This is a genomic window from Streptomyces mexicanus, from assembly GCF_902506575.1.
Taxonomy (GTDB): domain Bacteria; phylum Actinomycetota; class Actinomycetes; order Streptomycetales; family Streptomycetaceae; genus Streptomyces; species Streptomyces mexicanus.
The window spans coordinates 2,287,000-2,299,927 of sequence record NZ_LR732544.1 but is presented as its reverse complement, the minus strand read 5'-3'; the positions used below and the strand labels follow the sequence as shown (position 1 = coordinate 2,299,927).

The following is a 12,928-nucleotide window of genomic DNA, read 5'->3' as shown; positions in this document are numbered from 1 at the left end:
GCCGGGGCCTCGGCGGCCGGCGCGGGGGCCGGGGCGGCCGGAGCCTCGGCGGCGGCCGGGGCCGCACCGGGGGCGCCGATGACGGCGAGCTTGGCGCCGACCTCGGCGGTCTCGTCCTCGCCGACCACGATCTCCAGCAGCACGCCGGAGGCGGGCGAGGGGATCTCGGTGTCGACCTTGTCGGTGGAGACCTCGAGCAGCGGCTCGTCGGCCTCGACGCGCTCGCCCTCGGCCTTCAGCCAGCGGGTGACAGTGCCCTCGGTGACGCTCTCGCCGAGCGCCGGCAGGGTTACGGAAACCGCCATGGTTTCGGTTGCTCCTAACGAATTGCGGAAGTCTGTGTCGTCGCGCCCGTGTGGACCGAAGGCTCAGTCGTGGGAGTGCAGCGGCTTGCCGGCCAGCGCCAGGTGGGCCTCGCCGAGCGCCTCGTTCTGCGTCGGGTGGGCGTGGATGAGCTGGGCCACCTCGGCCGGCAGCGCCTCCCAGTTGTAGATCAGCTGGGCCTCGCCGACCTGCTCGCCCATGCGGTCGCCGACCATGTGGACGCCGACCACGGCACCGTCCTTGACCTGGACGAGCTTGATCTCGCCCGCGGTCTTCAGGATCTTGCTCCTGCCGTTGCCCGCCAGGTTGTACTTCAGAGCGACGACCTTGTCCGCGCCGTAGATCTCCTTGGCCTTGGCCTCGGTGAGACCCACGGAGGCGACCTCCGGCTGGCAGTACGTGACCCGCGGGACGCCGTCGTAGTCGATCGGGACGACCTTCAGACCGGCCAGACGCTCCGCCACCAGGATGCCCTCGGCGAAGCCGACGTGCGCGAGCTGGAGCGTGGGCACCAGGTCACCGACGGCGGAGATGGTCGGCACGTTGGTGCGCATGTACTCGTCGACGAGGACGTAGCCGCGGTCCATGGCGACCCCGGCCTCCTCGTAGCCCAGGCCCTGGGAGACCGGGCCGCGGCCGACGGCGACCAGCAGGACCTCGGCCTCGAACTCCTTGCCGTCGGCCAGGGTGACCTTGACGCCGTCCTGGGTGTACTCGGCCTTCTGGAAGAAGGTGCCCAGGTTGAACTTGATCCCGCGCTTGCGGAAGGCGCGCTCCAGCAGCTTGGAGGAGTTCTCGTCCTCGACCGGGACCAGGTGCTTGAGGCCCTCGATGATCGTGACGTCGGCGCCGAAGGACTTCCATGCGGAGGCGAACTCGACGCCGATGACGCCGCCGCCCAGGATGATCGCGGACTTCGGCACGCGGTCCAGGACGAGGGCGTGGTCGGAGGAGATGATGCGGTTGCCGTCGATGTCGAGGCCCGGCAGGGACTTCGGCACGGAACCGGTCGCCAGGAGGATGTGGCGACCCTCGATCCGCCGGCCGTTGACATCGACGGACGTCGGGGAGGACAGCCGGCCCTCGCCCTCGATGTAGGTGACCTTGCGGGAGGCGATCAGACCCTGCAGGCCCTTGTACAGGCCCGAGATCACGTCGTCCTTGTACTTGTGGACGGCGGGGACGTCGATGCCCTCGAAGGTGGTCTTGACACCGAACTGCTCGCTCTCGCGGGCCTGGTCGGCGATCTCGCCCGCGTGCAGCAGGGCCTTGGTGGGGATGCAACCCCGGTGCAGGCAGGTACCGCCGACCTTGTCCTTCTCGATCAGGGCGACGTCCAGGCCCAGCTGAGCCCCGCGCAGGGCCGCGGCGTAACCACCGCTACCACCGCCGAGGATCACTAGGTCGAAAACGGTGCTGGCGTCGTTCGCCACGTCACGTCCTCCATGCATGTGCGCCGTACGCCGGTCGTCGGTGACCGGCTGGCGGCTGGTGTCCGGCCGCTCGTTCTTCGGCCCTTGGGTTGGGGCCCTGTCCTGCCGACGCCCATCTTTGCACTTGTCAGAACCGGACGAGACGCGGGGCCGCTGTGTGAGACGCGCCACGCACGGTGCGCAAGGGGACAAAACGGCCCCGAGTGCGAGGTGCACCCGGGGCCGCCCGCCGAACGGGGGAACGTCCGCGCCGAACGGGGGAACGTCCGTGGCGAACGGGGGAACCTCAGCCGAGGTCGCCCGCCGCGGTGAGTTCCGCCAGCCGCACCAGCGTGCGCACCGCGCAGCCCGTGCCGCCCTTGGGCGTGTACCCGAAGGGACCCTGCTCGTTGAAGGCGGGGCCGGCGATGTCCAGGTGCGCCCACGGGATGCCCTCACCGACGAACTCGCGCAGGAACAGGCCGGCGAACAGGCCGCCGCCCATGCGCTCGCCCATGTTGGCGATGTCGGCGACGGCGGAGTCCCCGGCCTTGCGCAGGTGCTCGGGCAGCGGCATCGGCCAGGACTCCTCGCCGACCTCCTGCGCGGCCTCGTGCACCGCGGTGCGGAAGGCGTCGTCGTTGGCCATGATGCCGAACGTGCGGCTGCCCAGCGCCAGCATCATCGCGCCGGTCAGGGTCGCCACGTCCACGATCGCGTCCGGCTTCTCCAGCGACGCCGCCCACAGCGCGTCCGCGAGCACCAGCCGGCCCTCGGCGTCGGTGTTGAGCACCTCCACCGTCTTGCCGCTGAACATGCGCAGCACGTCACCGGGGCGGGTGGCGGAGCCGGAGGGCATGTTCTCGGCCAGCGCCAGCCAGCCGGTGACGTTGACCTCCAGACCGAGGCGGGCCGCGGCGACGACCGCGGCGAACACGGCGGCGGCACCGCTCATGTCGCACTTCATCGTCTCGTTGTGACCGGCCGGCTTCAGGGAGATGCCGCCCGAGTCGTAGGTGATGCCCTTGCCGACGAGCGCCAGGTGCTTCTTCGCCTTCGGGCTGGTGTACGACAGCTTCACCAGCCGCGGCGGCGACGCCGAGCCGGCGCCGACGCCCAGGATGCCGCCGTAGCCGCCCTTGGCGAGCGCCTTCTCGTCGAGCACCTGGATCTTCAGGCCGTGCGCCTTGGCCGCGTCCTGCGCGATGGCGGCGAACGCGGCCGGGTTCAGGTCGTTCGGCGGGGTGTTGATCAGGTCGCGGGCGCGGTTCAGCTCCTCGGCGACGGCGGTGGCGCGCTCGACGGCCGCCTTGAACGCCTTGTCGCGGGGCTTGCCGCCGAGCAGCACGACGTCGGCCAGCGGCGCCTTGCCGCCCCGGCCCTTGCCGGCGCCCTTCGCCTGCGCGGTCTCCTTGTAGACGTCGAAGGAGTACGCGCCGAGCAGCGCGCCCTCGCCGACCGCGCCGGCGTCGGCGGCGTCCGTCAGCGGCAGCGCGAAGGCGGCCTTCTTCGCGCCGGCCAGCGCGCGGGCGGCGGCGCCGGCGGCCCGGCGCAGCGCCTCGCCGTCGTAGCCGGCGTCCTTCGCGGGCTGAGTGCCGAGGCCCACCGCGAGCACGAGCGGCGCCTTGAAACCGGACGGCGCGGGCAGCTTGGTCACCTCGCCCTCGGCACCCGTGGCACCGAGGGTCTCCAGGACGTCGGCGAGCTTGCCGTCGAACGCGGCGTCGACGGCCTCGGCGCCCGGCGCGACGACCAGGTTCCCGGACCTGGATGCAGAGCCCTTGGCGACACCGACGACGATCGCGTCGGCCCGCAGGCCGGGCGCGCCGGCGGTGCTGAGAGTGAGAGCAGTCACGGTGGTGAAATCTCGCTTCCCTGTGAAAGGTGATGTGGCCGAATGGGGTAGGTCGACCGGGCCCGACGACCGACCTCAGATCCTCCCTGCGGTCCTTTCTGCGGTGCGGTCTTCACCCGGGCAGGCAAACACCCGGCACGAGCCTACGCGCGTCGCTGGGCCGATCGGCCCCGTGGGTGTTCACTCGGCGGCGGCGTCGGCGTCACCCGCCCGTCCTCGCCCGTCCCCGCCACCGTCGCGCGCACCGCCCCGCGCGCACCCGCGCGGGGCCGATCGTCACTCAACTCCCGTACGCCACCGGGGATCGGCGCCGACCGCCGGGGGGACGGCCGGGGAGAAGGAGGAGGGCGGCGCGGCACCGGGTCCCGGTCCTCGCCGCCCTCCTCCTTCTCCTCCTCGCCCCGGTGCTCGCCGGGTGTGCGGGGCAGCCCGACGGCGGCCCGCAGGACGACAAGGCGTCCGCCGCCCCGCGCTGGCAGCCCCGCCCCGGCACCAGCTGGCAGTGGCAGCTCAGCGGCCGCCTGGACACCTCCGTACCGGCCGCGGTGTACGACATCGACGGCTTCGACCACACGAAGGCGACCGTCGCCGCGCTGCACCGCCAGGGCCGCAAGGTCATCTGCTACGTCTCCACCGGCGCCTGGGAGGACTTCCGCCCCGACGCGGGGAAGTTCCCGAAGTCCGTGCTCGGCCGGGGCAACGGCTGGCAGGGCGAACGCTGGCTCGACATCCGCCGTACCGACGTGCTCAAGCCGCTGATGGCGGCCCGGCTCGACATGTGCCGCGCCAAGGGCTTCGACGCGGTCGAGCCGGACAACATGGACGGCTACCGCAACCGCACCGGCTTTCCGCTGACCGCCGCCGACCAGCTGCGCTACAACCGTCTCGTCGCCCGCCTCGCCCACGAGCGCGGCCTGGCGGTGGGCCTGAAGAACGACCTGGACCAGATCCCGCAGCTGGTCGGCGACTTCGACTTCGCCGTCAACGAGCAGTGCGCCCAGTACGGCGAGTGCGCGCGGCTGAAGCCGTTCACCGCGGCCGGCAAGGCCGTCTTCCACGTCGAGTACGAGCTGCCCACCAGCCGTTTCTGCGCCCGCTCCCGCGAGCTGCGGCTCAGCTCGCTGCAGAAGAAGTACGAGCTGGGGGCGTGGCGGCGGCCCTGCTGACCCGGGTCCTGCCCGGCCGGTCCGGATGCCCGGGCTCGGATGCCCCGGCCCGGCTGCCCCCCCCAGGGACAGCAGCACCAGCGCGCAGGTCGCCGCCGTCTCCGCCAGGCCCCCGAAGACGTCCCCCGTCACCCCGCCGAAACGGCGCGTGCAGTGGCGCAGCAGCAGTTCGGCGGCGGCGAGCGCGGCGAGCACCGCGCCCGCGGCGAGCAGCGCGGTGCGCGGGCCCAGGGCCGCGCCCGCCGCGGCGGCCGCCGACGTGACGGCGAGCGCCACCCCGAGCACCCCGGCCGGCGGGACCACCCCGGCGACGGCCGCACCCAGCCCCTCCGGCCGCGCGGCCGGCACCCCGCCGCGCGCGGCCAGGGTCAGGGCCAGCCGGGCGGCGACGGCCGCGACGACCGCGGCGAGCGCGCCCCGCGCCCAGGAGTCGGCGTAGGCCTCGGCGAGGGCGGCCGCCTGGGCCGCCAGCACGAGGACGAGGGTGATCACCCCGAACGGGCCGATGTCCGACTGCTTCATGATCCGCAGCGCGTCCGCGGCGGGCTTGCCGCTGCCCAGCCCGTCGGCGGTGTCGGCGAGCCCGTCCAGGTGCAGGCCGCGGGTGAGCACGGCCGGTACGGCGACGGTGGCGACGGCCGCGAGGAGCACACCGGCGCCCAGCACCAGCAGCAACAGGCCCACGGCGGCCGCCGCCGCGCCGACGACCAGCCCGGCCAGCGGCGCGCAGAGCATCCCGCCGCGCGCGGCCGCGCGGTCCCAGCGGGTCACCCGCACCGGCAGGACGGTCAGCGTGCCGAAGGCGAACCGGAGACCGTGCAGCGCGGGCGCGGACGGCTCCGGGGAGGCGGACGGGGACGACGGAGGGCTGGGCGCGGCGGACACGCGGGCAGACTACGGGACCGCCACGCCCCCGGGACCGGACGGCCCGGGGGAAGCGGTCCCGGGCCGCGCGGGCTGTGCGAGGTGGTTTCGGGCTGTGCGAGGTGGTTCCGGGCTGTGCGAAGTGGTCCGGGTCGTCCGAGGTGAGGTGGTCCCGGGCCGTGCGAGGTGATCCCGGCTGTGCGAGGTGGTTCCGGGCTGTGCGAAGGGGGCCTGGGTCGTTCCGACGTCGTGCCGGCTCGGCACTTGTGCCGCCGCCCGCGTTCCCTGGTCCGGGCCGGGCGGCGCGTCTGGCCCGGCCCGGGTCGGGTGGCGCGTACTGGCCAGGGTCGCCTGGAGCGTCTGGCCGGGGTCGTGCGGAGCGTCTGGCCGGGGTCGCGTGGAGCGTCTGGCCGGGGTCGTGCGGAGCGTCGGGCCGGGGTCGCGTGGAGCGTCTGGCCGGGGTCGTGCGGAGCGTCTGGCCGGGGTCGCAGCGTCTGGCTCGGGTCGGGTGGTGCGGTCCTGGCTCGGGGCGGACCGTGCGTCCCGTCCCGGCCCGGTGGGCGTGTCCCGTGGCTCGGCCGCTGCTGGGGCGGCCTCGCCGTGTGCTTCAGGGGCGGGCCGGCGGCAAGCCGGGCACCCGGCCGCCCGCCCCGCTGCTCGGCCCCGGCGCGGGAGGCGACGCCCGGCGGGAGGCCCACCGGCGCGGGTACGGCCGCCTCCGCCGCGCCGCCGGCAGTGCGCACAGCAGTGCCACCGCCGCGAGCGCCGCCAGGTGCTCCTTGCCGGCCAGGTTCTCCTTCAGCGCCACCTCCACGGCCATCGCCGCGCACACCGCGCCGGCGGTGACGTACGCGCCGCAGCGCCCGGCGACGTAGACGGCGAGCCCCACCGCGGCCGCCGACGGGCCGGTGTCCGCCACGTGCGCGTCGGCGGCCGGCAGGCCCAGCGGGCGGTGCGGGCCGAGCGCGAGGCCCAGCCGGGCGTACAGGGTGCCCGCGAGCGTGGCGACGTAGGCGACGGTGAGGGTGCGCCGGCGGCCCAGGCAGATTTCCGCGACGCAGAACACGCACAGGACCTGCGCCAGCGCACCCCACACCGGCAGATCCGGCGCGGGCACGAACAGCGACAGCGGGGTGCGCAGCAGTGCGGCCCAGAGCGGGTCCGCGGCGCGCACGCCGCCGGCCTGCCGCACGACGTCGTGGCCCCACGGCTGGTTCTGCGCGAGGTGCAGCACCGCGGTCAGGACGACGGCGGTCAGGGTCAGCGGGACCGCCCGCGGCCCGCGCCGCAGCAGCGGCTCGCGCACGGTGGCGTACAGGGGCCCCCACTCGGCGCGGGCCCACCGGGCGAGCCCGCTCGTCCGGCGCTGCCCGGCTCGCCTCACCCGGCGTTCCTCGCCGACGCGTCCGACAGATGCCGGCGATGCACCCACTTCGGCAGCCCCGGCGCCTCCAGGAAGCCCTCCGCGCGCGCCGCGGCCAGGGCGATGCGCGGCAGGTCCGCGCTCTTCTCGAAGAGCACGAACCGCGGCTCCCAGATCGGCCGGTACTTGGCGTTGGCGCGGTACAGCGACTCGATCTGCCACCAGCGGGAGAAGAAACTGAGCAGCGACCGCCACAGCCGGAGCACCGGCCCGGCGCCGAGCCGCGCCCCGCGCTCGAAGACCGAGCGGAACATCGCGAAGTTCAGCGAGACCTGGCGGACGCCGATCCGCTCGGCGCGGCGCAGCAGTTCGAGCACCATGTACTCCACGAGCCCGTTGCCGGCGTCGCGGTCACGGCGCATCAGGTCCAGCGACAGCCCGTGCGGACCCCAGGGGACGAAGGAGAGCAGTGCGCGGAGCCTGCCGTCCGCGTCGTGGCACTCCAGCATCACGCACCGCCCGTCCTCGGGGTCCCCGAGCCGGCCCAGCGCCATGCTGAACCCGCGTTCGGTGGCCCCGTCCCGCCAGTCGTCCGCCCGCGCGATCAGGTAGGCCATCTCGTCGGCCGGGATGTCCTCGTGCCGCCGCACGCGCACCGTGTACCCGGCGCGCCGCACCCGGTTGTGGGCCTGCCGCACGGTCCGCATGGCCCGGCCCTCCAGAGTGAACTCGGCGACGTCCACCACGGCCTCGTCGCCCAGTTCCAGGGCGTCGAAGCCGTGCCGGGCGTACACCGTGCCCGCCTCCTCGCTCGCGCCCATCACGGCCGGGGTCCAGCCGTGCGCCCGGGCCTGGGCCAGCCACGGCTCGATGGCGCCCGGCCAGGCCTCCGGGTCGCCCAGGGGGTCCCCGGACGCCAGGGACACCCCGCCCACCACGCGGTAGGCGACGGCGGCCTTGCCGGTCGGCGACCAGATCACGCTCTTGTCGCGGCGCAGCGCGAAGTAGCCGAGCGAGTCGCGCTCGCCGTGCCGCTCCAGCAGCTCCCGCAGCCGCTTGTCGTCCTCCGCGGTGAGCGGGTCCACGGCGCGCCGGGAGCGGAAGGCGGCGTAGAGCACGGCGAGGACGAGGGCGGTGGACAGGACGTTGATGGAGACGTCCGCCCAGTTCGGGGTGGTGATGCCGGGGAAGCGGGCCTCGGGGGCGGCGACCGAGATCAGCCGCAGCGTGCCGTAGTGCCAGCGCTGGAGGTACGTGGAACCGGCGGCGCCCGGCGCCTGGTTGGTGACCGTCACCAGCAGGGTCGCCAGCAGCGAGGCGACCAGCAGCCCGGCCGTGGCGACGACGGCGGCCAGGCGGGGGTTGGCGCGGTCGCCCCTGGCGTAGAACTCGCGCCGGCCGAGCACCAGCGCGGCGACGAAGGCCGCGGTGAGCAGCAGGGAGATCCAGTTCTGGGCGGAGTCGCGGATCTCCGGGATCGTCGTCATGGCGAAGGCGAACAGCGCCAGGAACGGGCCGCTCAGGCCGAGGTTGAGGATCCAGGCGGCCCGTTTGCGCCGCCGCATGGTCACGGCGAGGAACGCGGTGAAGACACCGGAGGCGAAACCGGCGGTCAGCAGGTACGGCGTGAAGAGGTTCTCCTGGTTGTGCCGCCGCACGTCCTGCCCGAGGGAGACCCACACCGCGCTGAGGACGTTGACGGACGCGACGGCCCGCAGATACCAGACGGCGAAGGCGGCGGCCCGCCGTGGGGTCGCGCTGCTGAGACGAACAGGTGCGACTCGGGCATCTCCCATGAAACGGGATCATATGGGGGCGTAGGCGCCCGATGTCCGCTTTGTCCCACGGCCGGCCCCGACGGCGGGCCTCCCGACTTCCTGACGGCCGGCCTCCGGGCTTCCCGGCCTCCGGGCCGGTCGCCCGGGTATGGCGCCTGGGGCGGGCTGGTGCGGGCTGGTGCGGGCGGCCCGGAGGACCGGGCCGCTCCGGCTCATCAGTGGTCCGCGGGCTCCTGCGTGTTCGGGGCCGCGGCGGGCTGCTCCGCCGCCTCCTGCTCGTCCGTCCTGCCGTCGGCTTCGTCCGGCTTCTCGCCGGCCGCGGCCGGGCCGCCCTCCTCGTCCTCGGCGGGGACTTCCGGCAGCTCCGCCGCCAGGGCCGCCGCGGACCGGACCAGCGGCAGGGCCAGCAGGGCGCCCGTGCCCTCGCCGACGCTCACGCCGTGGTCGAGCAGCGGCTCCAGGGCCATCCGGTCCAGCGCCTTGGCCTGGGCCGGCTCCCCGCTGCTGTGCCCGGCCAGCCACCAGTCCGGCGCCCGGAACGCCACCCGCTGCCCCACCAGCGCGCACGCCGCCGAGACCACGCCGTCCAGGATCACCGGCAGCTTGCGCACCGCGCACTGGAGCAGGAACCCGGTCATGGCGGCCAGGTCGGCGCCGCCCACCGCGGCCAGCAGCCGCAGCTGGTCGCCGAGGACCGGCCGGGCCCGGCGCAGCGCGTCCCGGACCGCCGCGCACTTGCGCATCCACGCCAGGTCGTCGATCGGCTCACCACCCCGCCCGGTCACCACCGAGGCGTCCGTCCCGCACAGCGCGGCGATCAGCACCGCCGCCGGGGTGGTCCCGCCCACGCTGATGTCGCCGAGCACCACCAGGTCCGTGCCGGAGTCGGCCTCCTCGTCGGCCACCGCGACCCCGGCCAGGAAGGCGGCCTCCGCCTCCTCGGGGGTCAGCGCGTCCTCGATGTCGATGCGCCCGCTGCCGCGCCGCACCCGGTGCCGTACGACGTCCGCGGGCAGCGCCTCGGGCGGGCAGTCCAGCGCCATGTCCACCACCCGCACCGGCACGTCCAGCCGGCGGGCCAGCACGGACACCGGCCGGGCGCCCTCCAGGACCTCCCGCACCAGCCGCTCGGCACCGCCCGCGGGCCGCCGGGAGACCTCCAGCGACGCGACACCGTGGTCGCCGGCGAACAGCACCACCCGCGGCCGTTCCACCGGCCGCACCGGCACGACGCCCTGCGCCGCGGCCAGCCACTCACCCAGCTCGTCCAGACGCCCCAGCGCACCGGGCGGCACGGCCTGACGCTCCCGGCGTGCCTCGGCATCACGGCGCACCCCGCCGTCGGGACGCTCGATCAGGTCGGTGAAGTCGTCGAGATTCAGCGCGCTCATTCGCCGAACAGTACCGGCCCCGGCCGAACGCGGCGGAGCCACGTCACCACCACACCCGGACGGCCTCTTCCGGGGCAAGATCCTGATCCCATACGTTCCCTTTGCAGCGAATTGTCGACAGTGGGTGGTGCGGCGCGTCCCGGCGGGCGCGCGGCCCCGCCCCATCCGGGAGCCGCCCATGCCGCCCCTGCCGTACGCCTCGCGGGTCTACGACCCGCGCCGCGTCGCGTACGCCGCCGAACTCGCCCACGGCACCGACCACTTCCACGAGCCGCGCCGCGAGGACTGCCCCTGGTGCGGGTCGGCGCGGCTGCGCACCCGGCTGCGCGCGCCGGATCTGCTGCAGCACAAGCCGGGCACGTTCGTCCTCGACCGGTGCCGGGACTGCGGGCACACCTTCCAGAACCCCCGGCTGACCGCCGCCGGGCTGGCCTTCTACCACCGCGACCACGACGAGACCGACCCCGAGGGCCTGCCCGACCCCGTGCTCGCGCTGCGCCGCAGCCACCGGCGCCACCGTGCCGACGCCCTGCTGATGCGGGGCGTGGGGGAGCCGGAGAGCTGGCTGGACGTCGGCACGGGCCACGGCCACTTCCCGGCGGCGGCCAAGGAGGTCTTCCCGTACACGTCCTTCGACGGGCTCGACCCGACCCCGCGCGTGGTGCGGGCCCGCGCGGCCGGGCGGATCGAGGAGGCCCACATCGGCCATCTCGCCGACCCGGGCGTCGCGCAGCGGCTGCGCGGGCGCTACGACGTGGTCAGCATCTTCCACCACCTGGCCCACGCCCCCGACCCCCGGGCGGAACTGCGCGGCGCGCTCACCGTGCTGCGGCCCGGCGGCCACCTCCTGGTCGAACTGCCCGACCCGCGCAGCGCGTTCGCCCTGCTGCTGGGCAAGTGGTGGCCGGCGCACGGCCAGCCGCGCCACCTGCACCTGCTGCCGGCGGCCAACCTCCTCGCGGAACTGCGGTCCGCCGGCTGTACGGTCCTCGTCACCGACCGCCGCACCCCGCACCGGCCGGGCGACCTGTCTGCGGCCCTCGCGCTCGCCCTCGCCCACGTCCTGCCGGCCGCCGACGCCCCCTGGCGCAGCACCCCGCCGAGCACCCCGCACCGCGCCCTGCGCACCCTGCTGTCCGCGCTGACCAGCCCCCTCGTGGACGCCACGGCCCTCCTCGACCACGCCCTGGCGCCCCTGCTGCGCCGCACCCCGGGCCTGTCGAACGCCTACCGCGTCGTCGCCCGCCGCGACACGGCGTGACCGCGGCACGCGGCACGCGGCCCGCCCGCGACGACCGGGTTCCGGCCCGTGCCGGCCGGTCTCGCCCTCGTGCCGCCGGGTCCCGGCCCGTGCCGACCGGTCTCGCCCTCGTGCCGCCCGGCCCCGGCCGCCCCTTGCCCGCCGGGGCTCAGCCCCGCAGCGGCAGGGCCTGGCCGGCCACCACCAGCAGGACCTGTTCGCACTCGGCGGCGAACGCGGCGTTCAGGCGGCCCAGTTCGTCGCGGTAGCGGCGGCCCGAGGCGGTGGCCGGGACGATCCCGGAGCCGACCTCGTTGGAGACCGCGACCACCGTCCGCCGGGTCGCGCGGACCGCGTCCGTCAGGGCGGTCACCCGTTCCCTGAGCGCCTTCTCGCCGCCCCCCGCCCACTCGGCGTCGTCCCAGGCGCCCACGGCGTCCATCGCGTCCGTCAGCCACAGCGACAGGCAGTCGATGAGCAGCGGCGGCCCGTCCTCGGCCAGCAGCGGTACCAGGTCGCAGGTCTCGGCGGTGCGCCAGGCGCCCGGCCGCCGCTCCCGGTGCGCGGCGCCCCGGGACGCCCACTCCGGGTCGCCGCCCCGGCTGCCGCCGGTGGCGACGTACAGCACGCCGGGGAAGCTCTCCAGCCGCCGTTCGGCCTCCACCGACTTGCCCGAGCGCGCCCCGCCCAGCACCAGCGTGCGCCGGGGCACGTCGGGCACGTCCTCGTACGCCCCGACCGTCAGCGTCGTACCGTCCGGCACGGCCCGCGCGCCGGCCGCCGCGAGCCGGCGGCGCAGCTCCGGGCCCGGCGGCACGTCGTGGTCCAGGTGGACGGCGACCACGTCCGTGGTCGGCCCCACCGAGCCCACGGCCCGCAGCCTGGCCAGCGCGTCCGGCCGCCCCACCACGTCCGCCAGGACCATGTCGTACGTCTGAGCCGTGCCCTCCTCGATCCCCGCCGGAGCGCCGCCCGGCGGCAGGTACAGCAGCCGCTGTCCCTCCGGGCCGGTCACCGCGTACCCCGTGCCCGGCGCGTCCAGCGCCACCGCCCGCACCCGGTGCCCCGTCAGCAGCGCCAGCTCCCGGCCGTCCGGCACCCGGCCCGGCTGCGGCAGCCCGGCCGGCACCTCCACGGGCGGCCCGTCGTGCGGGTGGGACAGCAGCACCTGCGCCACACCGGCCAGCGACCGCCCGGCACGGGCGGCCGCCAGCGCCGCACCCGGGGTGAGGTCCAGCAGCAGCGCCCCGTCCACGAGCAGCGCGGTCGCCGCGCGCGCGTGCGGGCCGAGGGCCGTCGCGCAGGCCGCGCACGGGCAGTGGGGGCGGGGCAGTCCCGCGGGGGCACCGGTGCCGAGCAGAGTCACGTCCACGGACCTGATTTTCCAGTGTCGCCGCAGGTCTTGCGCGCCCGGCCGGGGTCTGTTCGGCGGATCACGCCGCAGGGAACCCACGGCGACCGGTCTGCCCAGGTGAGCGGGGCGGGGTGCGTCCCTGTGCCGGGCTGAGGAGGGAGTCGACGATGGGGCCCCCGTG

9 protein-coding genes and 1 pseudogene are annotated in these 12,928 nt (G+C 75.5%); 2 read left to right on the top strand and 8 right to left on the bottom strand.

Annotation, left to right across the window (positions count from 1 at the left end; all coding sequences use genetic code 11):
* The 3 genes from GV126_RS36320 to GV126_RS10295 all read right to left on the bottom strand — a co-directional run.
* On the bottom strand, positions 1-305 hold a 305-nt coding region (locus GV126_RS36320), incomplete at its 3' end, for a biotin/lipoyl-containing protein (RefSeq protein ID WP_328707331.1).
* Positions 306-368: 63 nt separating this feature from the next.
* Positions 369-1,757, bottom strand: coding sequence for a dihydrolipoyl dehydrogenase (gene lpdA / locus GV126_RS10300; protein ID WP_159664632.1), 1,389 nt, complete (start codon positions 1,755-1,757; stop codon positions 369-371).
* 286 nt (positions 1,758-2,043) lie between these two features.
* Positions 2,044-3,591, bottom strand: a complete 1,548-nt coding sequence (locus GV126_RS10295; protein ID WP_159664630.1) for a leucyl aminopeptidase — start codon at positions 3,589-3,591, stop codon at positions 2,044-2,046.
* A gap of 404 nt (positions 3,592-3,995) precedes the next feature.
* Here GV126_RS10295 and GV126_RS10290 point away from each other — a divergent pair, with 404 nt between their 5' ends.
* Positions 3,996-4,757, top strand: coding sequence for an endo alpha-1,4 polygalactosaminidase (locus GV126_RS10290; RefSeq protein ID WP_159664628.1), 762 nt, complete (start codon positions 3,996-3,998; stop codon positions 4,755-4,757).
* 60 nt (positions 4,758-4,817) lie between these two features.
* Here the strand turns inward: GV126_RS10290 and GV126_RS10285 are convergent.
* From GV126_RS10285 to cobT, 4 genes and pseudogenes are all read right to left on the bottom strand, one after another.
* Positions 4,818-5,579 (bottom strand): annotated as a pseudogene (locus GV126_RS10285) (adenosylcobinamide-GDP ribazoletransferase); the annotation flags it as partial.
* A gap of 649 nt (positions 5,580-6,228) precedes the next feature.
* Positions 6,229-7,005: a hypothetical protein gene (locus GV126_RS10280; RefSeq protein ID WP_159664626.1), complete on the bottom strand. Its 777-nt coding sequence runs from the start codon at positions 7,003-7,005 to the stop codon at positions 6,229-6,231.
* Positions 7,002-8,780, bottom strand: coding sequence for a phosphatidylglycerol lysyltransferase domain-containing protein (locus tag GV126_RS10275; protein ID WP_159664624.1), 1,779 nt, complete (start codon positions 8,778-8,780; stop codon positions 7,002-7,004). The genes GV126_RS10280 and GV126_RS10275 overlap by 4 nt, the downstream gene beginning before the upstream one ends.
* Before the next feature lie 197 nt (positions 8,781-8,977).
* Positions 8,978-10,153 carry a nicotinate-nucleotide--dimethylbenzimidazole phosphoribosyltransferase gene (gene cobT, locus GV126_RS10270; RefSeq protein ID WP_159664622.1) on the bottom strand — a complete coding sequence of 392 codons (1,176 nt, stop codon included), beginning with the start codon at positions 10,151-10,153 and terminating at the stop codon, positions 8,978-8,980.
* Positions 10,154-10,331: 178 nt separating this feature from the next.
* Here cobT and GV126_RS10265 point away from each other — a divergent pair, with 178 nt between their 5' ends.
* Positions 10,332-11,414, top strand: a complete 1,083-nt coding sequence (locus GV126_RS10265) for a class I SAM-dependent methyltransferase (protein ID WP_159664620.1) — start codon at positions 10,332-10,334, stop codon at positions 11,412-11,414.
* Positions 11,415-11,562: 148 nt separating this feature from the next.
* Here the strand turns inward: GV126_RS10265 and GV126_RS10260 are convergent, their stop codons facing one another.
* Complete coding sequence (locus GV126_RS10260) at positions 11,563-12,765, bottom strand: bifunctional adenosylcobinamide kinase/adenosylcobinamide-phosphate guanylyltransferase (RefSeq protein WP_201299824.1); 1,203 nt, start codon at positions 12,763-12,765, stop codon at positions 11,563-11,565.
* Positions 12,766-12,928 lie beyond the last annotated feature (163 nt).